This window comes from Pedobacter lithocola (genome assembly GCF_042650845.1).
Taxonomy (GTDB): domain Bacteria; phylum Bacteroidota; class Bacteroidia; order Sphingobacteriales; family Sphingobacteriaceae; genus Pedobacter; species Pedobacter lithocola.
The window spans coordinates 552416-577393 of sequence record NZ_JBHSBW010000016.1 but is presented as its reverse complement, the minus strand read 5'-3'; the positions used below and the strand labels follow the sequence as shown (position 1 = coordinate 577393).

Sequence of the window (24978 nt, the reverse complement as noted above, 5' to 3'; positions counted from 1 at the left end):
AGAATGATCAAAAAACCACCTCACACATATAAAATGATTATCACTTAAACGCCTATTTCAATTATTTTTATCTGCAACTGGCCTAAGTACTTTATCAAGGGTTTCTTTTTCGTAAAGTGATTTGCCATTTAAAAATACTTCACCGGTATGGTGCACCCTTCCTTTGTTTAAAAACCAATCACCATCTATAAAATCTTTGTATGGATTGTAATCGCCAAAAAACGAATTAGGAATGGTTACTTTCCATATATTCTTCTCTTTTTTCCAACCTGATATTGCTTCGGAACCCTTAATCTGCACTTTTTCGCCCATTGCAGCACGATAAATAATTCTTTTTGTATTGCTTTCGCCTCCTCGCAATGGATTAACCCATTCCCGGTAGGTACCAGCATGAACTGTAATAGTATCTCCAGGGTAAGCTTTTCTTACTGCCGCAGCTATCGTTTTAAAAGGACTTGCAGCTGTACCGCTATTGGCATCGTTTCCTTTTTTTGTAACATGATATTCAGTGCAAAAGCCCTTTGTAGCAAAAATTAGTACTAAAATTGAAAAACATACGGTCAGTTTGTTCATAATTAATTAATTTTAAGATGATTACCTTTATAAACTGGTTTTAATTTTTAATACTTCAGGCCTCAAATAGGGTTTATTTAAGTCGACAATAGGCCGGTAAGCATAAGGATCTGCACCGGCCACCATCATGATATCTCTTAAATCTTCTGTTAAAGGAAATTTTCCGTCTTGATCCCATGGCAACATACTTTCGGCACTCATGTAATGATTAACAAGAGCTGTCCTAAAATTATCATCCGTTTTGTTACGGAGAGAGCTGTGCAAAAGATACCCGTTAAAAAATACCACATCACCTCTTTTTGCTGCTAAAGGGATGATATCTTCTGAGGGATAACTGGATACATCAATGGTATCTACATCTGCGTATTCATTACTAGAATTTTCGGCCCTTGGCATAATGTAGCCGGGTTTTTGACTTTGCGGAATAACCCACAAACATCCATTTTGCACACTTGCATCGTCAATAGCTATCCAAACTCCTATCAGAGATTTATCTCGGGTGGGAATATAAAATTCGTCTTGATGCCAAGACTGCCCAGCTTTGCCTGGACCTTTTACAAACAACATAGACTGCATGCACTTTACATTTGGGCTCACTATTTTAGTTAAAACATCTATAACAGCCTTGTGCGAGAGATAATTTTTTATCACCGGGGAAATTTTATGGGGAAAATGGATGGCCACATATTTCTTTAAAATGTCTGCGTCACTTTCATTTTCGCCCACGGGAAGCATGCCGTCTACCTGTCCGTAATCGCCCTTAAAAATTTTTGCGGTGTCGTTCTTAAGTTCTTCTACTTCTATAGGCGAAAATAAACCTTTTGCAACGAGGAAGCCGTAATTCTGATAAAAGCGAATATTCTCTTCGGTAATATTTCTGTGCTGTATAAACTGATCTTGATTGGTCATAATATTATTGTTCTTTGCGTACAGTGGGTTATGTTAACGTCCCGATAGCTACGGGGAGAAACGGTATCCTTTTTGGCTTTTGGGGTCAAAAAGATACCGTGGAAAGCGTGTTAAACCGAAGTTTTGCCGAGCTCATTGATACCAATAACAATGGAAATTTATCAATAAACGCCCAAATCTCATCAATCATCTGACTTGCCTATTAATTGGGTTTCGAGTTCTTCGAGTGTTTTTCCTTTAGTTTCTGGGATACTAGTTTTTATATAAAAGAAGTAGATTATGCAAAATAGAGCGAACAGTGAAAGTGTTACCGAGGTTCCTAAGTGTTTATTTAAAATGGGAAAGGAAAAACTTGCCGCAAAATCTGCTAGCCATAAAACCAATGTAGCAAAAGAAAGTGCCAGCCCGCGAATACGGTTAGGAAAAATTTCTGAAAGAATAACCCAGGTAACGGCGCCTAAACTGGCAGAAAAACCAGCTATATCGACCAATAAAAATATAAGCACTAAGTAGTACTGATAAAAATTGAGGAAGAAACAAGCGGCTACTGCCAAGAGTGAAAGCGCCATAACGGCACAGCCGGTAAGCAGTAATTTTTTACGACCAGCTTTATCTACCAGCCATATAGCTACCAAAGTAAATACCAGCATGGTAACACCGATAGCGATGGTTTGCATAGAAGCGATGGATGCACTTACACCTGTGTTTTTGAAAATCTCAGGGGCGTAATATAAGATAGCATTAATGCCTGTTATTTGTTGAAATATGGCAATCAATACGCCCATAATAAGCACTTTGCTGTACTTTGCGTGAAACAGATCTTTTAAATCACCTGCAATCTCACGGCTAAAACTGCTGCTAATGGTTAGTATTTCTGCTTCGGCATAAGCTTTGCCCCCAGTTTTTGAAAGTATGGTATATGCTTTGTCCTTTTTGTTATTTTGAACAAGCCAACGGGGAGTTTCGGGTACTAAGAACAGGGCAACAAAAAATAGTGCAGCCGGAATGGCTTGTGATGCAAACATCCATCGCCAACTATTTTCGCCTAAATCTGCTAAGGTATAATTTACCACATAAGCAAGTAAAATACCCAAAACTATTGCCAATTGATATAGGGAAACCATTCTACCCCGAAACAAAGCAGGCACTGTTTCGGCAATATACATGGGTACAGCCATGGCAGCTGCGCCTACTGCTATGCCGCCCGCAATTCTGAAGATGATAAACTCTATTAACGAATTGGCAAATGCAACGCCGATACCTGTAGCTGCAAATAAAAAGGCACAGAAAAACAGGGCTGTTCTCCTCCCAAGCGCATCGGCCAGTTTCCCAGCCATCAATGCCCCTAAGCCACAACCAATTAATATAGAACTTACTGCCCAGCCTAGCATCAATTCATCTAACTGAAAAAAGCCTTTTATAAATGGGATGGTGCCGGATATAATGGCGGTATCAAAACCAAACAAAACACCACCTAAAGCTGATATGGAACTTATCATTACCACGTAAAGCTGATTGAATGGATAGGAGGCGTTAGTGTTGCTTTGAGAAAAGGTACTCGCTGTGTTGGCCATGTTATCTTGTTATATTAATTTTTTAGCTTGATAGTAATTGTTTTTCCGTCGCTTGTTATAGTTGCTTGTTCTTCTATTTGTCTCGATCCGCTTTTTACGGTAATGCTGTAATTGCCGTTAAATGCTTTTACATTATAAATCCCTTTGCTGTTTGTACGTCCATCTGTATTTGTTGCCCATGTTTTACTAACCAGGTTTGTGAATACTTGTCCGTTAGGTTTTAACCGCCAATCTTTATCCCATAATGCTGCTGCAGGAATCCAATGTTGTTTTTCCCAAAAGCCCCATTGCGTTACTCCTGTTACAGAGGGGTTACTAAATACAGCGGTTAAAAAATCGCGGGTATAATTCATTTTAAAATCATCATCATCGCTGGTTATATCAAATTCGCTAATTTGTATGGGAAGCCCCAATTCGGCAAAACGATTTAAACGGGCTATTACATAATCAATTGAAGGTGGAGTTCCCCCAATATGGCCTTGTTCGCCAATGGCATCTACGGGTGCTTTCTTTTCCTTTAAAAACCGTACAGTGTTGTAAAAAGACTCACTAGCTTCTTCATCATGAAACATGGTATAGTCGTTTACCAATAACGTTACACCCGGAGCACCTTTTCTTGCGGCTTTAAACCAATCGATCATTACATCACGCCTCAATAAATCAATGATATCATGATGTGCATACGGCTCGTTAAGTACATGCCATTCGGAGAATTGGCCCTTCATTTCGCTGGTTTGCACATTAATATTATCGATAGCAGCTTTACGAAGTGCAGCAGTATCATTTTTAATGTCGGCTAGCCACGTTGGTGAGTGTTGCCACGATGGCCATATCATTACTGTACCCTGGGTGGTTATATTGTTTGCCCGCAGGTAGCGCACAGCGTCTTTAGTTTTATTATGGTCATATCGCGGCCAGTATTTCCACTTCAATTCATTTTCGAACACTACCTGATTGAAGTATCGGAACAACGTGTCGTGATAATTTTTTAAACTGGGGTTAAGTGTATCTAAAAGGGTTTTTGAATTTGCTGCTGTTCCCCAAACAAAATTCAGTCTTTTCATTTTTACAGCTACGGTTGCACCGGGCACAGGCTTACCATTTTTATCAATTACCTTTACCGCCAAACTTCCTTTTCTGTATTTTTCTATGCGCTCTGCAGCAGCTTTTCGCCAAGGAGCATCGGGTTTATCTCCATCATAATGAACTACACTACGCGGAAGCTCGGTAATTTGAACCGTTTGTTTGTAATTTCTTAAATCTAGATCTGCAATTTCAAAAACCTGAGCCATATTGCCACAATATATTGTCAGCGATAAATCTCCCTTATTAACGTCTCTTGAGGCAAGGATTGGCACTTTTATAGTTGTCCATTGCTGACCGCATGATATACCGCGTTCAAATAAGGGCGGCCATTCTATTTTGCCATTTATTGTGCGATCGAGTTTTACTTCTATAAAAGCTTCGCCTGTTTCCCTTTTGCTTTTTAGGGTACGCATTTTAAACCCTAACCAAAGTACATCTCCATTTTTAATTTCAGCATTAATAACCGATTTGAGCATAATCACTGTAGGTTTTTGCTCAATAGCACCCACCCTTAAAGCAGATTTAAAAGACTGCCCATCAACAGTGGTTATCTCTACATTTTGAGATGTATTAAACGACTTAATACCATCAGGCAATAACACTTCTCCAGTATTGGATTGAGCCCATAAAGAGTGTGTTAAGGTAAGTAGTGCAATTATGCTAATTAGCGTTTTTGTATTATTTAAGGTAATTCTCCCTGTTATCATGTTAATTTTTTTTGATACCCTATTTTAATTGTTTGGATAGCGTTGCTTAAGTAAATTCATCATATATACATTAATATCCCATTGATTAGCTATCGGCATTGCTGTATAAGGAATTGCAGGCATATAAGGAAAAGGGCCAAATTCGGGTGTAATGGTGAGCAAATCTGCACCCTCACTCCTTCTGTATTTTACAATTGCATCCCACCAATTTAAGTGTGTTTGCAACTCGGTTGTCCATTGTGGTGATCGGGGATCTGAAACTTGTGCCGACTGGCTGTATCCAACCCTGGCATGAATATGTACGGTACGGCTTATGGCCAATTCTATAGCGTCGTGATGATCTTCCAACAAACTTTCTGATACGTTGCACCAATGCGAAAAATCGGCGGTAATTACTATTTCGGGATTGGCTATAAGCAATTCTTTTGCAATATGGACTGCAAATAAAGCCTTGTTACGGTGGGTTTCGTGAGCAATGGTAATTCCGGTTTCGTTTGATATTACCTCAGCCATTTCAAAAAGCTTTCGGTTTTGTTCTGCAGTATAATAGTCTTTACCTGTTTGTGAATCTATTAATACTGGATTTAAACTGGCAAGCTTGTATAGGTACTTTTTAAAGCTTTCGGAATGTTGTGTAAAATCTTTTTCAAATGATTGATAATACTGACCCACCAAAAGCAAATCGTGCTGCTTTAGGGCATCGCCCATCTGTATTTTTTCTATTTCATTAATTGGCATCCCTGCTTCTACACCATCGTATCCAGCGTTTTTTACCATCGAGCAGAATTCATTCCAAGAGATTTGTTCAGCTCCCCAGCGGGGACAGCAGTATTTAATTTTCATTTTCTACTAATTATATTTTTAGTGATGAATCTATCGTCATCTAGTCATCTCATCTGCCGCCACCATAATAATTCCAGGTACAAAACCCATAAAACGTTCGTCCATTTTATTAACCTGCTTTTGTTCGGCTGGCACGGCCCAGCCTGTATAGGCATTGTGAATATTACCATTTTCGTCTACGCTTTTTTGTATAAATAACCATGCTTTGGCGAACATATCATCGTATTCATTAGGAATCCATCCCTTACGCACACCTTCTTTTAATGCAGATAAAACCATTGAAATACTGGTTACTTCTTCAGGTGTTGAAGGGTCATCAACAAGAACGTGTAACCCTCCATTTTTGCTCTGATACTGTTTTATACCATCTGCAATAATTTTCATGCTAGCAGCAATCGTTTTAAATTTGGGATGGCTCTTGGGAAGATAACGCAGTAAACCAGCAATAGCCCACAATAACCAGCCTTGCGAACGGCACCAATAAGTTGTTGCATTTTCGCCGTTAAACAATCCTGTCCTTACTAATTTTTTATCTTTATCTAAAAAATGTTTTATCCCTGCTTCTAGCTGAAAAAGAGATTGTTTCCAATAAATATCGGCCACTTTAGGGTCGGTAGATAGTGTAGCCGCAATGGCCGTTGTACGTGTAGCCCAATAAGCCGAATCAGGTATGGTAAACTTCATATAGTCAAAGTCATCATGCGCAAGCATACCAAACCTGTCTCTACCCACATAATGCAAAACCGCATCTGCAACATCAAAACACACTCTTTTTGCGGTAGGATCTTTAGTTATTTTATATAGCTCATGCACTGGAAACGAAACACCTAGGTTAGCCGAATAGATAACAAATGTTAGAGGTCCATCACGCAAAATCCTTGCTTTTGGCCCTTCGTATTGTTTAAAATACTCAGCATCAGTTAATTTTCCGTCATTTTCTACGTGATATTTAAACCATTTATCCGCAAAAACAAATCCTTCTTTAAATCCCCGATTTGCAAAACGAAGCAGACCCTCTACTTGTATAGAGCCAAACCAATCCGTATTTACCACACTAAATTCCTGCTTTAAAACATTTTGTATCAACTCCTTAATATTTGCAGGTAAGTTTTTAGGTAAACCCGTATCTACCAAGGGAGTTACCTCTAAACTTTTTAGATCAGGAGTGCTTTTAGCAAGTAAAGGCGCTAAAACACCACCTGTTGTGGCTGTCAATAATAGACCAGCGAAGTTCCTTCTTTTCATGAGATGATAAATTATTATTTATTGGTCTAATTTGGTTCCAGGGGCGTAAACATATGGCCTGATAAACTATAAAAATAAACCATCTTAAGGTGAAATGTTATTCTTATTTTATTTAATTTAGAAACTATTTTAATCAAATGGTAAATAAAAATAGCACTTTTTTAAAGCTTTCGAAATCTCAGTAGCACTCGGGGCAATGATACTTTTATTGATAAAAAGTATCCAAAAATCAACACCAATACGCTAAATTAAAAATATCGTTTTAAAGCATCTGGATATTGGGCTAAGGCAATTTCGGGCTCCTCCAATTCAGGGTGCCACAGCTTTTCCCATTCCAAACTGTAAAAACCTTTATATTTCACCTGCTTCAGGCTATCAAAAGCCTCCTTTAACGGAACGTCACCCTGCCCTAGCAATACATAATGTTCTTTACCATCAATTACTTTAGCATCTTTAACATGCACATGCCTAATGTATTTTGCTAATTTTTTACAGACTTCTGCAGGCGACTGTTTAGATGCCGCCCACATATTATGAATATCCCATATCATACCCACGTTGTGGTTTTCTGCTTGTTGCATCACGTACTGCAACTCATTCATTTCCACTAGTTCACCATGAGATTCCAGCAATACCATCACCTGACTAGCATAATTTCCAAGCAGTTTAAGGTTTGTGGCTATGGTATCCAACGAAGCTTTTCGTGCTTCGCCGCTCAACAGCTTTTCTGGAAATACCCGCACATATTTGCTACCTAAACGCTGCGCTAGGTCGATATATTTTTTGGCCTCGTCAAGGTTCTTGTCCCTATCAGGGTTGGCATTATAATGCATGTGCGCCGACGAGCCTAAATCTGTTATGATTAAACCCTTATCGCTAATCATACGTTTTGTAGAGGCCATATTCGCCTCGCTGAACCAGAGAGATTTGTTAAGGTCGAGTTCCCCGGCAATTATCCTTATTTCTACTCCCTGATAATCGTATTTTGAGGCAAAATCAAGTATCTGCGGAAGATCCCATTTGGGGCAACCAAGTGTAGAAAAGGATAGTTTGGGACCCTTTATTACAGCATCGGGTAATTTATAAGCCAAAGACAACGCACCCAACACTATTCCCGAATACTTGATAAATTTCTTTCTGTTGATCTGTTCCATCGTCGCCGTTACTAGTTATAGATTATTGTTTTTAAGTTCTGATACCGCATAGTTTGCAGCTCGAGCGGTAAGTGCCATATAGGTAAGCGATGGGTTTTGTGATGATGTAGAGGTCATGCAGGCACCATCGGTAACAAAAACATTTTTACAATGATGAAGCTGGTTCCATTGATTTAGTAATGATGTTTCGGGATCTTTTCCCATCCTTACTCCGCCCATCACATGGTTTTCATTACCAGGATTACGTTTAGTATCTATCGACTCAATATTGGTGAAACCGGCCTTGGTAAACATGTCTGTAAACTGACCAAAAAAATCTAATATCATTTTTTCATCATTCTCATCATAGCTAACATTTACCCTCAGCTGCGGCAGGCCATATTTGTCCTTTTTTACTGGATCAAGCGATACCTTATTTGTTATTTTCGGAATAGTTTCTCCCATCATTTGGGCAAAAATTTTCCATTTACCTGGCATTTTATTATCAATATTGGCTTTTAGGTTTTCACCATAATCATTTCCATAATCAGTATGGCCTCTTTGCGACCCTATCACCGTATTATAACCTCTTAAAAAATTGGTTTCTTGCGTGTAAATATTCCTGAAACGGGGCATAAAACTCATGGTCGGTCGGCGTCCGTCTGTACCGAATTCTTTTAGTCCATCGAATTCGGCGGTAACTTTTCCTCTGTAATTATGTGAACCTACGTATTTACCCAACAACCCACTATCATTCCCTAGACCGTTTGGAAACCTTGCAGAAGTTGAGTTAAGCAGAATGAGGTTACTGTTGAGTGCTGATGCGTTTACAAAAACTACCTTGGCATAGTATGCCGTAGTTTTCTTGGTTTTGATGTCGATCACGTTCACACCCGTAGCTTTTTTAGTCTGCTCGTCATAAATTATAGAATGTACCAGCGATTCTGAAAGCAATGTGAGGTTACCCGTTTTTTGAGCCCAGGGAATGGTGGATGAATTGCTAGAAAAATACCCACCGAAAGGACATCCTCTGGCACAAAGATCCCGATTTTGGCACTTCCCCCTTCCCTGTTGTAAATGTACTGGCTGAGGTTTGGTCAAATGCGCCACCCTCGCTATAATAACATTCCTGTCTTTATAATTACGCCCTACCACATCACGCAAGTGTTCTTCTAAACATGTCATTTCAAATGGCGGCAAAAATTCACCGTCAGGTAAGGTCGCCAATCCATCGCGGTTTCCGGCTATGCCGATAAATTTTTCGACATGGCTGTACCAGGGTGCTATATCTGCATAGCGTATAGGCCAGTCTACTGCGAAACCGTCACGTAGCGGACCGGTAAAATCGAAGTCGCTCCATCTTTGCGTATGCCTGGCCCATAAAAGCGACCGGCCGCCTACCTGATTGCCCCTTATCCAGTCGTAAGGTTTTTCTTGTATGTATTCTTGTTCAGCATCCTTCTTCAAAAAATGCATAGTGCTTTCATCAAACACATAATTTCTACTAGGTATTTTATATTCCTTACTTATACTATAAGGCACTGTACCTCGGTGGGCAAATTCCCAAGGAAACATATTTGTTGTAGGGTAATCTTTAATGTGCTCAACATTGCGGCCACTCTCAATCATCAGCGTTTTTAAGCCCTTTTCTGTAAGCTCTTTGGCGACCCAACCGCCAGACATACCTGAACCAATCACTATCGCATCATACATTTTTACATATCTATTTAAGAAACCGAAAATATTTTTACACAACCATGAAAACGACTCGGAACCAACTCATACGGGATAATTTTAGTCATAAAATACTCCGAGGTGTTATAGCCTTTTATAACCCACTTTCGTGTTTCTGCTAAAAAATATTTTAAATCTTCGATGGATTTTCCCTTCTCTATGCTCCTTAATATTGTTAATTTATCGGAATGAGTTAATTTATTAAAAGAGTTGCCCGCCTGTTCTCTTGAATAGTTGTTCAGTTGCCTTAAGCCTTTAACATATATTTCTTGTTGTTTATCATCATAGCAATCATCCATCATTTTTAACAAAAAATGATACAGGTTTAGCTTTTTTGCCCCATAGGTACCCGTTTCGGGAATTATTGTTTCTACTACCCCAGAAAGTAAAATTTCTTCCTTGTCGCTAATCCTGATGAATTTTAGCTTAAGGGAAATGGCACCCCTATCATCCTGACAGGCAGGTATCAATAATATGGCACCACCAACAATGGTTATTTGCTTAATCCATACCCTTCTATTCATGTTACCAGTTTTTTAAAGGTTTAATAATAGTATCTGAGTGATCTCCTTCGTCTTTATACACAACCGCAATGGTTGTTTTACTTACGTCTTTTAAGTGGATGGTTAACCTTTTGATTCCCTTATTTGTGTCTTCACGTTGTGGTTGTATGGATTGCGACAACGGCCTGGCTTCTAGTATTTCAAAGCTCGCGTTCTCAGGGCTTTCAATCTGGACTTTAAGTTTTTCATTATCCAAAGTCAATATCGCTATTCTTTTATTTGCAGAAAGTTGAATAGTTGCTGCTGTTTGCATAAACCAATACAAATCCTTCACTGGCGTTGCGGCAAGCACCTCATCCTGAACTAGCACCTGTTTTTTATCCTGCAAGGCTATACCGCGTATGGCCGATTCAACTTTAGGTGAATACGCATTCGTCATATCCATTATACCAAAAGTTGACGATTTGCCAGATACGAAGCGGTCAATTTTCGTCGAGGCTTTAGGATTTTGGTCGGGCTGTTTACTTGGGTTCATCACCAGTGTGTTATGGCCTTCCGCCTTCATCCGGTAATAAGTCCATCGCTGGCCAGTAGCTACATCAAAGTAACCGGGCAAATCATATGTATCATGTTGCAGGTCCATCGCCCAGCGTTTGCCGTTCCGCTCTAAAACAAAATTGCCAATGTCCAAATGCCCATGACTTGCGGTATTGGAACCGGCCTTAAAACCCACAAACCAAGCCTTAGGGTCACTCCAAGATGAACGCATTGTTGCTACTTCGGCTCCCCGGAAGTAATTATCTAGCGGCAGTTCTTTACCACCAACATAGCTCGCATCATACCATAGTAACTCGCGGACATTATATTCCGGATGTTTTTTTTGATAGCTTGCTAATAGCGGTTGATTATATTTTTTAGCAAACCAAAACAGTTCGGGCGATTGAATTAAGTCCGTCCAGCAATCGGCATAATCAAATGGCTTACCGCTGTTACTGCCCATAGCTAAAAAGTAATCGGCAGTTTTTGAAAATCCCTCTATCTTGCTCAAACCAAAGTCTGTACCTAAAGCCGTTTCTAATGACGCTATCAAGGCCACGTTATACTGTGTTCCGAACTTCCAATAACCTGGCCCTTCGTCGGTTGCCCCGTCAGGTGCTAACTTTAACATGGTATGGGGTATATGCTGTATTACCTGCCCAATTAGGTAATTGCAAAGCTTGGGCTCTTCATCGGCAATAGCTAAAGCTGCCAAACCTACGCCGCCGCTGCAAACCTGGTTCCAGTTACTGGTTGCTTTTGGCCAGTTAACCAAGTGCTTATTCTCCAAACCGCTGTACCCCATGTAAGCCCTTAATAAGCCTTTATCAATTATGGCCTGTTTGATGATTTTACGTTGTTCGGGCGTCCAAACTTCATACAGCCAGTCATACCCTATGGCAAATCCGTGAAGCATTTCCGATGTATCCAAAAAATGCCATGGGTTCCAGTCGGGGAAACGAGATGCAGAATAAAGATCGCCCCAGACCTTTGCAGCATATTTTTTATTTCCAGTTAATCGGTAAGCCATAGCAAGAACGTATACCCGCCTGTAAACAGTACGGCTCACTTCCAATAACTGTCCGCCCAACTGGTTAGCCAGAACATACTTAACAGTATCCGCAGAAAGCAAAGAGTCTGCTTGGTGTATCAATACCTTGCTAACCTTTCTAAGAAATTCATCTTTTGTAATATTTACTTTTAAATCTTCAAAGTCTTTAATCGATTTTAACATTAACCTAGGATGGCCGGTATTTAAAGTAGATAAAATACTATCCGGAAGTTTAACCTGTCCAAAGCATAAACCCGCATAGAAAATAAAGAAAAGTGAAACAAAAAATTTCATCCTATAAATCATATTAAATTTCTCCCTAATAATAAGGTGATATGGTTTTAGTGCTGATTTTATTAAATCCGTGAAGTTCCTTCTTTTCATGAGGTGATAAATATTATTTATTGGTATGATTTGGTTCCAGGGGCGTAAACATATTGCCCGATAAACTATAAAAATAAACCATCTTAAGGTGAAATGTTATTCTTATTTTATTTAATTTAGAAACTATATTAATCAAATGCTAAATAAAAATAGCACTTAGAATTAAAATACATTGTAATTATGCTATGAAGCCGATTGTTCAAAAATTACCCTTAACAGAAAATAGTTCGTTTGTGAGCAGATCTTACCGCACGCCTAATTTTGAAGTACCGTGGCACCATCATGTAGAATACGAGTTGATATTATTTACGGAAGGCTCTGGGATGAGTTTTATCGGTAATTATATTGGAGGGTTTGAAACAGGTGATATATTTTTCTTGGGAAAAAATCTTCCACATACATTTCAAAAGCGGGAGAAAGATTTAATAACAAGTGCCATCGTGATCCAATTTCGAGAGGACTGTTGGGGGGAAGACTTCTTTTTAGCCGACGAATGCTCCCCTATCAGAGAATTATTTGCTATTTCAGCGAAGGGATTAAAAGTTTCGAACTCAAGCAAGATTGCACTAACTGCCTTAATTAAAGAATTGGAGCATATAGTTGGCTTTCAACGTGTAATTGGTTTATGTAATTGTCTAAATATTATAGCTTCAGTAACTGATTACCTCCTACTGTCGACTGGTATGGTTAGACAATCTGACCCCAAAAGCAATGATAAGATTGATAAGATTTTTGACTTTACTATCTGCTCGTTTAAAAGACCAATTGAACTGCAGGAAGTAGCAAGCATTGGCAATATGAGCGTTCCTGCATTTTGCAGTTATTTTAAAAAATGCACAAAAAAAACTTACATCAGCTTTTTAAATGAAGTACGAATCGGTTACGCCTGTAGAAGTTTGGCAAATGTAGATAAAAGCATTAATCAGGTTTGTTTCGAAAGTGGCTTTCAAACACTACAGAATTTTAATAAACAGTTTTATAAACTAAAACAAGTTACGCCATCTGCCTATCGGAAAAAAATAATTAGAAATTTGTAGCAGCATTCCCCTTGAAACAACTATCTCTTGTGTAATTTAGTGCTTGTTACTTTTCCGACAACCCAGAGGTTATGATTTGCAGCAACCTTTTAATAACTTTTAGTTATCCAATATGACAGTAACAACTTCACCTTTAGCTGTTAATTTAGTCTGTTTTTTGATTACTTTATTACCTTTCTTTATCAAAATCTCGTATGCTCCATTAAATCCACGAACTTGTAGTTTACCGTCCTTATCGGTAATCCCTTTTTCATGGGTTGACCAAACATTGCTCACAAGGTTTGTGAAAACCTGACCCTGGGGCTTAATGTTCCAATTTTTATCCCAAAGTGCAGAGGCTGAAATCCAATGCTGTTTTTCCCAAAATCCCCATTGTACAAAACCAATTGTATTGGGATTACTGAATACTGCCGTCATAAAATCTCTCATATAACGTGCCTTAAAATCATTATCATCACTTGTAATGTCGAATTCAGAAATCTGAATCGGTAATCCTAACTCTGAAAAATGAGCTAGCTTAGCTATAACATATTCGATTGCCGGAGGAGTGCTACCAATGTGACCTTGCTCTCCAATGGCGTCTATAGCTCCATGCGCTTGCAAAAACTTAGCATTTTCAAAAAATGTTTCACTGGGAGAACCTTTTCCATCTTGTCGAAACATGGTATAATCGTTTAGAAATAATTTTACGCCAGGCGCTCCTGCTCTCGCTGCTTTGAACCAGTTAAGCATGGCATTATTACCTAATAAATCAACCAATTCATGGTGATTATATGTTTCGTTAACTACATCCCATTCTGTAAACTGCCCCTTCATTACTGTTGTTTGATCCTTTATTGTTGCCAATATAGATTTTTGAAGTGCACTGGTATCATTTTTTAAGGGTAACAAATGAGGTGAATGTTGCCAAGATGGCCAAACCATAACATGACCTCTTATTTTAATATCTTGCTGTTTTAACCATTTTGTTGCTGATAGCGTTTTGTTGTGGTCATATTTTTGCCAATACTTGGCTTTCATTTCATTTTCTAAAACTACTTCATTAAAGTACTTAACTAAGGTGTCGCGGTATATTTTTGCGTCTGCACTAACTGTATCTAATAAGATAGATGAATTTGAAGCAGTTCCCCAAGCAAAACTGTGCTTTTTTAAGTGTACCTCCACACTTGCACCTTGTACAGGTTTGCCGTTTTTGTTTAACACGAGAACTTGCAAATTGCCTTTTCGATATTTTTCTATGCGCTCTGCAGCTGCCTTTCGCCATGGGGCATCAGGACTATCTCCATCATAATGCACCACGCTGCGAGGTAAGTCGCTATATTTGGTAGTTTTTTCATAGTTGATAAGCGTTAAATCGCCAAATTCAAAAATCTGGGCTGCAGCTCCACATTTTAAAACAAATGATAGTTCACCAGAAGCTATGTTTCTAGAAGCAATAAATGGTATTTGAAAACTTATCCACTTAGCACCTATTGATATGCCTCGCTCTAGGATAGGCGGCCATTCATATTTGCCATTAACAGTACGGTCTAATGAGATTTCTATAACTGCCTCTCCAGATTCTCTTTTACTTTGAATACATTTTGCCTTAAATGATAGCCACATAACATCGCCAACATTAACCTTATTATTTACTGGTGCTCTTAATATGTATTCTTTAGTACCAACAGGTATATTGTAGGTATTTACCTTAAGGGCAGATGTGAATAATTGATCTTTTACAGTTACAGTTTCTATACCCGAAAATTCTTTAGTATTTGTTAGCGAGTTTATGCCACGGAGTAATGTGTCCCCTATTTTTACTTGCCCAAAAACCAGATTTGAACTAAAGAGAAAAAAAGCGGTTATTAGCTTTAAAAGATGGTTGTATTTCATTTTCTGCATGGAATGTAAGCGCGTAATTTTCCTTTTCATGGTTATATACCTGACAATTTTTAGTATTAACCAAATAGTCACATAGACCCACATAGTTCGGTGTCTATGTGCCCTCATGTTAGCTTGATGCAAATTGCATCCTGTCTCAATACTCATATCTCAATACTCACATCTATGTAGTTTAATTTATGTCGTAACAAGTCAGTATATTTAATAAAAGCCGGCGAAATCACCGGCTTTTATTTTGTTATTGATACCCGTTATTTTGAGGTAACAAATTAGTATTAAGGTTAATCTGCGGTTGAGGTACAGGGTAATAGCGATGAAAATCTTTAATATTAGTAAATCCTGCGGCGGTTAATACAGTCACTAACTTGCCCATACGTATTAAATCATCTCTGCGTTTCCCTTCAAAACAAAACTCCCAATGGCGTTCGTCTAAAACGGCATTTTCAAATGCATTTTGATCTAAGCCAGAAAGAAGCCCAAGGTTTACGCGAAATCTTACTTTGTTTATGCCAATGTATTTATTGGGGTCTGCTGGATTAATACGGTTTAAGGCTTCTGAATGCATTAACAAAACATCGGCATAGCGGATGATAAGAAAGTTGCAACGATCGTTAAAGGTCGTTAAAGCCAATGCATCATCCCTGTATTTAGCACAAAAAGGATTAGTTGTTGGAGTGGTTAAATAATTGTAGGGAGTACCAGTTATACCTACACCCTGATCGTAAAAATTGAATTTCTTCCTAATAACATCTGTACTTGGAAAAGAATCGTAAAATTTACGTTCTGCAGGGAAAGAGCCAAATGAGTTAGGATAAACAAGACCATCAACCAGAAATCCGGTCATGCCACCTGCACGATTCGGTGCCTGATCAAATTGGATAGAGAAAATATGCTCTATCCCATTTTCTTTAGTTACATTAAATACATCTGAATAGTTAGGAAATAAATTATACTCCTTAGAATTAATAACTTTTTCGCAAGCTGCAGCTGCATTTTGAAAATCATCTGCTTCTTTAAAAGGCATGTAAGCACGTGTAAGATATACTTTTGCGAGTAAAGAAGTAGCCGCACCAGAACTTGCTGTACCCTTGTAACCTGACGAGATTTGAGCTTCCTTTTTTAAATTTAGCTCTGCGTACTTAAAGTCTTCAATTATCTGTTTATAAACTAAGCTTTGTTCCGTTCTGCTAGGCTTTTGTGCTTTCAGATCTTCCAGTTCGGTAAATGATTCTAAAACAAGAGGTACATTTCCAAACATTTTTACGAGTTCAAAATAGCAGTGCGCCCGTATAAACCGTGCTTCGGCAAGGTAAGGGTTAATAACAGCATCAGACAACCCTGATAAAGGAGCTTGTTTAATAATCACGTTAGCACGAGAAATAATAATATAATTACGCACCCAAAATTGATCAATTTCACTATTCACAGGAGTGATTAAATGATTCTGCATTTCATATCTAGGCCCACTTGTTGCTATTGTTGTCAATTCGTCGCTAAATATATCAGTAAGTATCAAATTACTTCTTCCATAGCCTTCATTGGCCTCAAACATAATATAAAGCCCATTTGCCAATACTCGTAAATCTTCTTCAGATTTAGGAAATGTGGCTAAGTCTAGGCTGGAGAATTGTTTTTCGTCCAAAAATTTCTTGCATCCGGTTTGTATCGATACAAAAAATATTAATATTAAAATTTTAAATATATTTTTCATTTCATTTTCTTTTTAAGCGTTTATACTAAAATCCAAATTTTGCTCCAAATATAAATGACCGTGCAACTGCATAAGCTCCCTGGTCTACTCCTTGTACAAATTGTCTGGTAGAAGCATATGAATTAACCTCTGGATCAAAACCAGTATATTTGGTAATAACGCCTAGGTTAGTACCAGTAACATATAGGCGTAAAGAATTTATTTTAGCTCCCTTTAACCATTTATTATCATTTATTTGGTAAGATAAGGAAAGCGATTTTAGCCTTATGTAGCTTCCGTCTTCAAGGAAATCGTCTGCAAGCAATCTGCTAGTTTCGGAACCTGCAGCGGTAAGCGTGTTGCTTGTTCCTTCGCCTTTCCACCTGTTAAGCACACTTTTTCCTTTATTATTTGCTGCCTCATATTCTAAATAGTATTTATTCAGGTTCAAAATTTTATTGCCTTGCTGCCCTTGTAAAAAAGCATTCAGTTCAAATCCTTTATAAGAGAAGGTGTTAGTAAAGCCAAAAACGAATTTTGGATATGCTGATCCATCCATTATTTTCTTATCACCCTGGTCTATTTTCTGATCATTGTTAATATCTATATATTTGGCAAAACCAGGTTTAAGTGTGGCTTTGTAGGCGTTACTAAAGTTACTATTGTTGATTTCTGTTTGTGATTGCCAGATGCCATCAAATGTGTAGAGAAAAAATTTCCCTAATTCTTGGCCAGGTTGAAGAATTATAAAATCTTCTCTGGAGATAAGTGCTTCAAACTCACCTGACCCTATTTTCCGAAACGGTTCAAGTCCTAGGGATAAAATTTTATTTCTGTTGGTTGCAAGGTTAAATGACGAATTCCATTTAAAGTTTGTAGTGCTTATAGGTTTTCCTGAAAGGGAAAGTTCTAACCCTTTATTACTAATGGAGCCTAGATTTTCCTGAGCGTTTGTAAAGCCAGTTGTTGCAGGTAATGCTACTTGCCATAATAGATTAGTGGTTTTCTTATTATAATAATCAATAGTAAAGAGCAATCGCTCAGACCATAAACTTACATCCACTCCGGCATTAAAAGCTGCCGTTTGCTCCCATTGAAGATTTTGATTTGAGACTTGAGAGGCAGCAGCGGCAACTTGCTTGGTAGTTCCGAAAACTACATTGCCATCTTTTGCACTTGGATTATTGCTTGATGAAGCTAAATCATACCCATACCTTGATAGATAAGGATTAATTTCCTGATTTCCAGTTACCCCATAGCCTGCTCGTATTTTTAAATCAGATATCATATCTAATTTTTTAAGCATAGGCAACTCTTTAAGCTTATAAGCTATGGCTGCCGATGGGAAGTACCCATATCTGTGATTAGCACCGAACTTACTTGATCCGTCAGCCCTTAAAGTTGCTGTTAGTAATAAGTTAGACCATAGTTTCCCATTGATACGTGTATAGTATGATTGTAGCTGATTTTGATCTGCGAAAGAAAATGCTTTTTGTGCTGGCCCCGCACCTAAACTATTCTCCTCAAAAGCATTTGAAAATATTCCGGCACTACTAGCGGTACTAGTTTCGTTATTAAATTTTTGAAAAGATACACCAGCTAATGCTGTAATTGAATATTTAGATCCAAAATCTTTGGTATAAGTTAGGTAGTTTTCATTTAACCAGTTTCTGGTAATCCGGTTAAATTTACTACCAGAGCCTTTGTTACCAGCTTCTTCATAAAGATCGCTCGGCGCAAAAAAGTTTTGCCTTCCGCTTGCAGATTCGCCTCCAACAAGCACTTTAAGCTTCAATCCTTTTAAAATATCATACTCTCCAAACATGCTTACTTGTGCCCTATTTAGATAGGCGTCATTAGTTACCCTTTCAGAATAAGCTACAGGATTACCCAATCTGTCTACATTGCCAGAATAACTTACAGAGAAATCATCCCTTATGATGCCATTACCGTAAGAATAGCCATTAATTGGTCCACTTACAGGTATGGAAGGATTAATACGTAGAGCATTCAATATTACGCCACCCTGAGTTCCTCCAGCTGTATTAACAAGCGTGTTATGACCAAGTGTATGGGCTAAAACGGAAGTTAAACCGAATTTTAATTTATCAGATATCTGACGATCCAAGTTGAAACGTAAATTCCCTCTTTCAAAGCCAGTTTTTCGTACTATACCGTCCTGTTGAAATACCTCTCCACTTAGTAGGAATTTGGTTTTTTCTTCACCTCCACTTATGCTTAATTGTGCGCTAGATACTGGTGCTGACTGAAAAAGTTCGTCCTGCCAGTTAGTGGTGTGGGTAGAAAAATAATCTAATAAAGCCTGTGATGCAAAAGGCGCAGCCGTCGGCGTGAGGTTTTTAATCACCTCATTTTTATATTCCGCATATTCCCTGGCATTCATTAAATCAAGTTTTTTAGTAACTGAACTAACTCCATGGTAACCTTCCAAATTAATGTTCAACTGCCCAGCTTTTCCGCGTTTGGTGGTAATTAATATTACTCCGTTTGCGCCACGAGAACCATAGATAGCTGTAGCAGAAGCATCTTTTAATATCTCCATAGATTCAATATCGTTTGGATTTAAAGAACTTAAATCTTCATTACTCGGATATCCATCAACCACAAATAAAGGCTCACTACTTGTTCCTAATGAATTATTTCCTCGTATCCTGATGTTTGGCCGAGCACCAGGAGTGGCATCACTATTGGTTACCTGCACACCCGCAGCCCTACCTTGTAAAGCCTGACTAACTGAGGTTAGCTGTGTGTTTTTAAAATCAGCTGCTTTTATCGAAGATACTGAACCTGTTACATCGCCTTTTTTAACAGAGCCATAGCCGATAACCACTACATCGTTAAGTAATTTACTTTCTGATTTTAAAACAACATTTAACTTGGTATTCTTTCCAACAGATATCTCTTGTGTTTCAAAACCGATATAAGAAAAAACCAATACCGAATTTTCTGAAGATACATTGATACTAAAATCGCCATTATTTGTTGATACAACCCCATTTTGAGTGCCTTTTTCTTTAATACTAACCCCTGGAAGTGTCTCATTATTACTATCAGTTATTTTACCAGAAACAGTTATAACAGCTTTGCTTGAGGTTATTTTTAGTTTGGGATTTACTGCTGCTTTTACGTGTATGCTTAACAGCGATGCAGTAAGAGAAACTACTAGTAAACACAAAAAGGATTTAAACAATACACTTTTTGGAATACGTGGATCACGAAAGGCAAATTTTTTCATACTTTAAATTATTTGGTTAATTATTTGGTTATTTCAGATGCTTGTTATAGCACTATTGGATTGGTTTTTAAACTAAAATGAGGCATTCACTGTAATTTCCTCACTTATTCATTTAAGCAAATGGAAGAATAGTAAGCTAATCAGGGTTGCTGTAATGAGTATTTTTTTTACTCATTCCTGTATTTTTAAATAAAAAAGATGCTTCTAGCTTAAACAACAGATTCTTCTGGACGCGGTTCAATAGGTTTACTTCCCCAATAGGTTGCTAGCAGAGAAAATGTGGTGTTCATAATAGGCCCGTTAACTGCAGGGGCTAAACCCACCGTTGCAATTTTACCCATCTGTACTGCAATTCCAGATGCTAAGCCACCATTTTGCATCCCCACTTCAATAGCTATTGTTCTGCTGTTTAATTTTGACAGGCCAAATAAGCGACCACCCCAATAACCCAAAAACACTCCAGCGGTCATGTGTAAAAACATGGCAACCACCAACGTAATGCCAATATGCAACATATTGTTTCTACCTGCAGCCGTAATTATTATAATGATACAAGCGATGCCGGCCATAGAAATTTTGGGCATTACATGATCTATCCACACTGCTTTTTTATGAAAAAAGTGGTTTACAAAAACGCCGAGGAAAATAGGTATGATTACCAGTTTCAATATATCCAGAAACATAGCAGAAAAGCTAACTGGCACAAATTGACCTCCTAAAAATTTCATTAATAGTGGGGTCATTAGTGGAGCTAGCAGCGTAGAAACTGCAGTAATGGTGACCGATAAAGCTAAATTGGCCTTTGCAATAAAAGCGATGACATTACTGGCCAATCCGCTTGGCATACAGCCCACCAAAACAACCCCCGCCGCAATCTCTGGCGGAAAGCCGAATGCTTTGGCTATGGTAAAACCAACAAAAGGCATAATGGTATAATGGCATAGCACGCCAACCAATACTGCTTTAGGCATTTTAAACACGCCAGACAAATCGCGCCAGCCCATGGTACAACCTACTCCAAAAGTAATAATTTGCAGCAAAGGCACAATGAGGTTTTTTAGTTGAAAGCTGCCTAAGGTGATAAAATATTCAGGAAAAGTCATAGCAACAGTTACCGAAGCAAGGATGAAAACTGTATAAGCGAATTTTTTAAATTTGGCCGACTGCATCATGGTAAATGCCAGAAGCAGCCAAAATACGGTTAAAAACAAGCCTCCTTCCACAAGTTTATGACTTAAAAATAAGTAAGTAGCAATTATTAATATGGCTACCGTTGCCAGTAGGGATATTTTTTTTAGGGTGATGCCCATTTTTTAAAGTATTAAATCTATTTGAAGCAAAGCATTATTAATGTTATTGATTTCTTCGTCTGTTAATATGAAAGAAGCTGCTTTTACATTTTCTAACATCTGCGAAGCATTACGTGCCCCAACCAACACTGAAGTAACCGCGGGTTGCCTCATAGTCCAATTAAGTGCTAATTGTGCAAGGCTGATGTCTCTTTCATCTGCTATGTGTTTTACGGCATCCAGCATTTTCATCACTTCCTTATGGTTGTGCTCTTTAAAATAAGGTGTGTTAGGGCGGTGGTCGCCATGGTTAAAAACATGCCCAGGTTTTATTTTACCTGTTAAAAGTCCTTTTTGTAAGGATGTATGTGGTAAAATACCAATACCATTCTTTAGGCAAAAAGGTACCAGGTCTTTTTCAATACCCCGATTAACCATACTATACGCTACCTGATTTGTAGCTATTGGCAAAACAGCATTGGCTCTTTCCAGTAAATCTACTGGGCAGTTACATACTCCAGCCGCCAGAATTTTACCTTGCGTTTTCAATATTTCCAATGCTTCCATGGTCTCTTCTATAGGCGTGGTGCTTTCTGGCCAATGCATCTGGAAAAGGTCGATATAATCGGTTTGTAAACGCTTAAGGCTTCGTTCACATTCGTCGATAACACTTTGCTTACCATTAAACTTATATATTTTAACAGGTTTGTCCTGATTGTCTTTGCTCTCAAAAGCAAAATCACCTTTCTCGGCGTCCCATATCATCCCAAATTTTGTAAGCAGCTGCACTTTGTCACGCTTGCCCTTAATGGTATTTCCAACCACAATTTCGCTATGCCCCATGCCATAAACGGGAGCGGTATCAATGGTGGTTACTCCGTTTTCTATAGCAGCTTCAATTGCCTTAATTGCATCGCCTTCATCGGCTCCGCCCCAAAACCAGCCTCCTATTGCGAACGCGCCATAAGTAATAGGCGAAAGCATAATGTTTGTGCCCGGTAATTGCTTCTTATCCATTTTATTATTTTTTTATATTGATGTTTTAATATTTAGTTGAGATAAATAGAGCTGGCGTTTTTAGGTTAGCCTCACCTACTCAATTTTTATTTTCTTTTGATTATGTACTCACCCTGCCCTGCATTAAAATACAGCAAGCCATCTTTATTGTACAGGTCATTTATAGAATTTTTACTATTGCTTAGGCACTTGATACTCCAATTGCCTTTTGCCAAATCGGCAATTAACACCTTGGTTGTTCCCTTAGCAGTTATTTTTAAATTGATGGCAGTTGCAGCCAGGTCTCCGTTTTTATTGAACAGTACCATCCTATCACCGATTGTAGTGCCTACAAATCGATCTGTTTCTACCCTTTCGGCCAACAGTGGCTTGGCATTTCCATAATCCATCACCTGCATCACATTCAAAAAATTATCCACCTTGTTGCCATCCTTAGGCGAAATCTCTATTCGCCATGCGGCATTATCTCCAGAGTTATTTGCCGCAACAATTTGCTGAGGGAAATTTTTTCCGTTCACGTTGTATTCATTTCCCTTGCCACCAACTTTCTGTATACTAAGGTTTTGAATCAATGGCAATAAAGTAGTGTTGATCATTTGACCATTGTACCCTTTGTCGCTCCGTTTTACCATGGTAATATTCCCTTGGATTACAGGCTCTTCCACGCAGTGCAATAACCAAGATTTTTTATAGCTTTTATCGGAAGCATCTACGCGATCAAAAACAATCAAAGCTGCAGGTACACCTATATTTTTAAGGTTCAAAAACACAAAAGAGCGCTTAAAGCTTTTTACTTTATTACTATAAGCTTCTGCAAGTTCTCCTTTTAGGTAAGTATATTCGGGGGCTATGGTATCAGGGCCAAAAGCATGTGCCAGTACTTCACCTGTTTTATAATCTTTTGCAAGAAAATCTGAGAGGTTTTTGGGTTCTGCCGCACCATTGGGAAACTGCTGCCCACCATCGTTCACTACCTCATTATCATGCCAGGTGAACTTTTCATCAGACTTGTAGATAAGCATTGAATTATGAGCAATTGTACGTTGATAATAGTTTTTAAAATGCGCTGAGCCATAGGCTCCTGTGGTGCCTTGGTAAATGCCCGAGTTAACTGCAAGAGGCCCTTTATAATAAAGTTGAAAACTGCCCGCATCCAAATGTTGATGGTTGGTAAAATTATAGGCACCTATCTTCATCTCAGCCACTACTGCATTTGAGTTTATGCCAGCTTCCCAACCTGTTCTTGCCACCATGGTGCCCAAGGGCTCTTTAAAGTATTTTGTTAGGGGCGTAGAACGCATGTCTTCTTTTGGCAATACATTGGGGTCTATGAGTAAGAGATCGTATAGGGGGTCTTTGCCAATCAGTTTTCCTTTAATAGCCGCACTCATAAGAACGGGGTCTTTGAAATAACTTGCCGTAAGCGCATCGGATGCCATGCTCCAATAGTCGCCGAATTTGATGAACAACTCGTTAAAATCGTCGCCATCTCTAAATACCTGTCCATCGGGTCTGCGGGTATAAAACCATTTATACGGCACGTTAGCTTGAGACTTGCTTACCACGTTTGGATACCCCATCCTATCAAAAAGGAGGGTAAAAAGCAAATCGTACTTAAACCGGTAAGGTCCATAAGCACTTCCCTGGTGGTGGTAAGAAGCTGGGTAAAACAAATTTCTAATCGGGATAAATTCAGCAAATATCCTACCCGCTACCAAGTTGTATATCTCGGGTTTTTCATCATAAGTAGCAATGCCGCAAGAAAGCATATCTCTTGATAACTGTGCCTCTACCCCATGTCCCACAATGGATCCTTGCACTAATTTTGGCCAAACTACTTCTAGTTTTGTTGCCAAAGATTCCATTTGTGTGATGAGGACTTTTTTTTCTTTATCGCCTATTAAATCATAGCACCAATCATATACTACAGCCATGGTATGTATGGCATTACCGATGTCTCTGCAAACGTCGGCTTTATTATAATCAATGATGATGGTCTTATTCAGGTTTTGTATGGCAACCACGGCTGCTTCTCCCGATGGAACATGATGGTCAAACGCATACAAAAAAGCTTTTGATTCAATTGCACTTAACACTTTAAAATCTATGTTGTGCCTTACACCTTGTTTTAGCTTACCATCGGTAGGCCTAAGAGCCTGTTTCCTGATGCTATCTAAACAACCCGACAACAAAGGGTTTGCCGCATTTTCTTTTAGCTTCGCAATGTCTGATTTTCTAAAATACAAACGAGGGTGTTCGTGGGGTGGCTTGGGGATATCCAAGCCCAAGCCATCCCTTTTGGTTAAGGGTGGATATTTAACTTGAACAATTTTATTTGTATCAATAGCATGAATATAGGGATCCACATATCCTGGATGTGCGTCTAATACTTTCTGTGCATGCGCAGCTAATCCGATGGCAAAAGCAACTGCAGTTAGTAGTATTTTAATATTATGCATTAGCAGGTTTCATTTTGATTTTTTTATTGATGTTTTTATGGTACGGCGGTTATAGTGAGGATATTAA

General features: G+C 38.5%; 17 protein-coding genes. 1 reads left to right on the top strand and 16 read right to left on the bottom strand.

Annotation, left to right across the window (positions count from 1 at the left end):
* Nucleotides 1-57: 57 nt before the first annotated feature.
* From ACFOWA_RS20585 to ACFOWA_RS20540, 10 genes are all read right to left on the bottom strand, one after another.
* Nucleotides 58-573, bottom strand: coding sequence for a DUF1565 domain-containing protein (locus tag ACFOWA_RS20585; RefSeq protein ID WP_378988917.1), 516 nt, complete (start codon nt 571-573; stop codon nt 58-60).
* A 27-nt stretch (nt 574-600) separates the two neighbouring features.
* Nucleotides 601-1482, bottom strand: a complete 882-nt coding sequence (locus ACFOWA_RS20580) for a phytanoyl-CoA dioxygenase family protein (protein ID WP_378988915.1) — start codon at nt 1480-1482, stop codon at nt 601-603.
* A 182-nt stretch (nt 1483-1664) separates the two neighbouring features.
* Nucleotides 1665-3056, bottom strand: a complete 1392-nt coding sequence (locus ACFOWA_RS20575; protein ID WP_378988913.1) for a sugar porter family MFS transporter — start codon at nt 3054-3056, stop codon at nt 1665-1667.
* 14 nt (nt 3057-3070) lie between these two features.
* Nucleotides 3071-4849, bottom strand: a complete 1779-nt coding sequence (locus ACFOWA_RS20570) for an endo-1,4-beta-xylanase (protein ID WP_378988911.1) — start codon at nt 4847-4849, stop codon at nt 3071-3073.
* Between the two features lie 24 nt (nt 4850-4873).
* Complete coding sequence (locus ACFOWA_RS20565; RefSeq protein ID WP_378988909.1) at nt 4874-5692, bottom strand: sugar phosphate isomerase/epimerase; 819 nt, start codon at nt 5690-5692, stop codon at nt 4874-4876.
* A gap of 36 nt (nt 5693-5728) precedes the next feature.
* Nucleotides 5729-6937: a glycoside hydrolase family 88 protein gene (locus tag ACFOWA_RS20560; RefSeq protein WP_378988907.1), complete on the bottom strand. Its 1209-nt coding sequence runs from the start codon at nt 6935-6937 to the stop codon at nt 5729-5731.
* Between the two features lie 248 nt (nt 6938-7185).
* Nucleotides 7186-8091, bottom strand: coding sequence for a sugar phosphate isomerase/epimerase family protein (locus ACFOWA_RS20555; protein ID WP_378988905.1), 906 nt, complete (start codon nt 8089-8091; stop codon nt 7186-7188).
* Between the two features lie 15 nt (nt 8092-8106).
* Nucleotides 8107-9783: a GMC oxidoreductase gene (locus tag ACFOWA_RS20550; RefSeq protein ID WP_378988903.1), complete on the bottom strand. Its 1677-nt coding sequence runs from the start codon at nt 9781-9783 to the stop codon at nt 8107-8109.
* Between the two features lie 14 nt (nt 9784-9797).
* Nucleotides 9798-10328, bottom strand: a complete 531-nt coding sequence (locus ACFOWA_RS20545) for a gluconate 2-dehydrogenase subunit 3 family protein (RefSeq protein WP_378988901.1) — start codon at nt 10326-10328, stop codon at nt 9798-9800.
* Nucleotide 10329: 1 nt separating this feature from the next.
* Nucleotides 10330-12189, bottom strand: coding sequence for a heparinase II/III domain-containing protein (locus ACFOWA_RS20540; RefSeq protein WP_378988899.1), 1860 nt, complete (start codon nt 12187-12189; stop codon nt 10330-10332).
* 275 nt (nt 12190-12464) lie between these two features.
* On the opposite strand from ACFOWA_RS20540, the gene ACFOWA_RS20535 reads away from it, so the two are divergent.
* The gene (locus ACFOWA_RS20535) at nt 12465-13316 is read left to right on the top strand and encodes an AraC family transcriptional regulator (protein WP_378988897.1); all 852 of its coding nucleotides are present in this window, start codon (nt 12465-12467) and stop codon (nt 13314-13316) included.
* 99 nt (nt 13317-13415) lie between these two features.
* Here the strand turns inward: ACFOWA_RS20535 and ACFOWA_RS20530 are convergent, their stop codons facing one another.
* The 6 genes from ACFOWA_RS20530 to hepB form a co-directional block, all read right to left on the bottom strand.
* Nucleotides 13416-15230, bottom strand: coding sequence for an endo-1,4-beta-xylanase (locus ACFOWA_RS20530; protein WP_378988895.1), 1815 nt, complete (start codon nt 15228-15230; stop codon nt 13416-13418).
* A gap of 208 nt (nt 15231-15438) precedes the next feature.
* A complete protein-coding gene (locus ACFOWA_RS20525) occupies nt 15439-16911 on the bottom strand; it encodes a RagB/SusD family nutrient uptake outer membrane protein (protein WP_154281189.1) in 1473 nt (490 codons plus the stop codon).
* Between the two features lie 25 nt (nt 16912-16936).
* Nucleotides 16937-20146, bottom strand: a complete 3210-nt coding sequence (locus tag ACFOWA_RS20520) for a SusC/RagA family TonB-linked outer membrane protein (RefSeq protein ID WP_378988893.1) — start codon at nt 20144-20146, stop codon at nt 16937-16939.
* Nucleotides 20147-20355: 209 nt separating this feature from the next.
* Nucleotides 20356-21456 (bottom strand): bile acid:sodium symporter family protein, encoded by a 1101-nt coding sequence (locus ACFOWA_RS20515; protein ID WP_154281191.1) that lies wholly within the window; start codon nt 21454-21456, stop codon nt 20356-20358.
* A 3-nt stretch (nt 21457-21459) separates the two neighbouring features.
* Nucleotides 21460-22452 (bottom strand): aldo/keto reductase, encoded by a 993-nt coding sequence (locus ACFOWA_RS20510; RefSeq protein ID WP_154281192.1) that lies wholly within the window; start codon nt 22450-22452, stop codon nt 21460-21462.
* A gap of 86 nt (nt 22453-22538) precedes the next feature.
* Nucleotides 22539-24911, bottom strand: a complete 2373-nt coding sequence (hepB, locus tag ACFOWA_RS20505; protein ID WP_378988891.1) for a heparin/heparin-sulfate lyase HepB — start codon at nt 24909-24911, stop codon at nt 22539-22541.
* Nucleotides 24912-24978 lie beyond the last annotated feature (67 nt).

What these genes read in the sequence shown, in the direction of transcription:
- ACFOWA_RS20580 (WP_378988915.1), bottom strand. Translation starts at nt 1,482, where the DNA reads ATGACCAATCAAGATCAGTTTATACAGCACAGAAATATTACCGAAGAG.
- ACFOWA_RS20515 (WP_154281191.1), bottom strand. Translation starts at nt 21,456, where the DNA reads ATGGGCATCACCCTAAAAAAAATATCCCTACTGGCAACGGTAGCCATA.
- ACFOWA_RS20575 (WP_378988913.1), bottom strand. Translation starts at nt 3,056, where the DNA reads ATGGCCAACACAGCGAGTACCTTTTCTCAAAGCAACACTAACGCCTCC.
- ACFOWA_RS20560 (WP_378988907.1), bottom strand. Translation starts at nt 6,937, where the DNA reads ATGAAAAGAAGGAACTTCGCTGGTCTATTATTGACAGCCACAACAGGT.
- ACFOWA_RS20545 (WP_378988901.1), bottom strand. Translation starts at nt 10,328, where the DNA reads ATGAATAGAAGGGTATGGATTAAGCAAATAACCATTGTTGGTGGTGCC.
- ACFOWA_RS20535 (WP_378988897.1), top strand. Translation starts at nt 12,465, where the DNA reads ATGAAGCCGATTGTTCAAAAATTACCCTTAACAGAAAATAGTTCGTTT.
- ACFOWA_RS20530 (WP_378988895.1), bottom strand. Translation starts at nt 15,230, where the DNA reads ATGAAAAGGAAAATTACGCGCTTACATTCCATGCAGAAAATGAAATAC.
- ACFOWA_RS20555 (WP_378988905.1), bottom strand. Translation starts at nt 8,091, where the DNA reads ATGGAACAGATCAACAGAAAGAAATTTATCAAGTATTCGGGAATAGTG.
- ACFOWA_RS20585 (WP_378988917.1), bottom strand. Translation starts at nt 573, where the DNA reads ATGAACAAACTGACCGTATGTTTTTCAATTTTAGTACTAATTTTTGCT.
- ACFOWA_RS20550 (WP_378988903.1), bottom strand. Translation starts at nt 9,783, where the DNA reads ATGTATGATGCGATAGTGATTGGTTCAGGTATGTCTGGCGGTTGGGTC.
- hepB (WP_378988891.1), bottom strand. Translation starts at nt 24,911, where the DNA reads ATGCATAATATTAAAATACTACTAACTGCAGTTGCTTTTGCCATCGGA.
- ACFOWA_RS20565 (WP_378988909.1), bottom strand. Translation starts at nt 5,692, where the DNA reads ATGAAAATTAAATACTGCTGTCCCCGCTGGGGAGCTGAACAAATCTCT.
- ACFOWA_RS20540 (WP_378988899.1), bottom strand. Translation starts at nt 12,189, where the DNA reads ATGAAATTTTTTGTTTCACTTTTCTTTATTTTCTATGCGGGTTTATGC.
- ACFOWA_RS20510 (WP_154281192.1), bottom strand. Translation starts at nt 22,452, where the DNA reads ATGGATAAGAAGCAATTACCGGGCACAAACATTATGCTTTCGCCTATT.
- ACFOWA_RS20520 (WP_378988893.1), bottom strand. Translation starts at nt 20,146, where the DNA reads ATGAAAAAATTTGCCTTTCGTGATCCACGTATTCCAAAAAGTGTATTG.
- ACFOWA_RS20570 (WP_378988911.1), bottom strand. Translation starts at nt 4,849, where the DNA reads ATGATAACAGGGAGAATTACCTTAAATAATACAAAAACGCTAATTAGC.
- ACFOWA_RS20525 (WP_154281189.1), bottom strand. Translation starts at nt 16,911, where the DNA reads ATGAAAAATATATTTAAAATTTTAATATTAATATTTTTTGTATCGATA.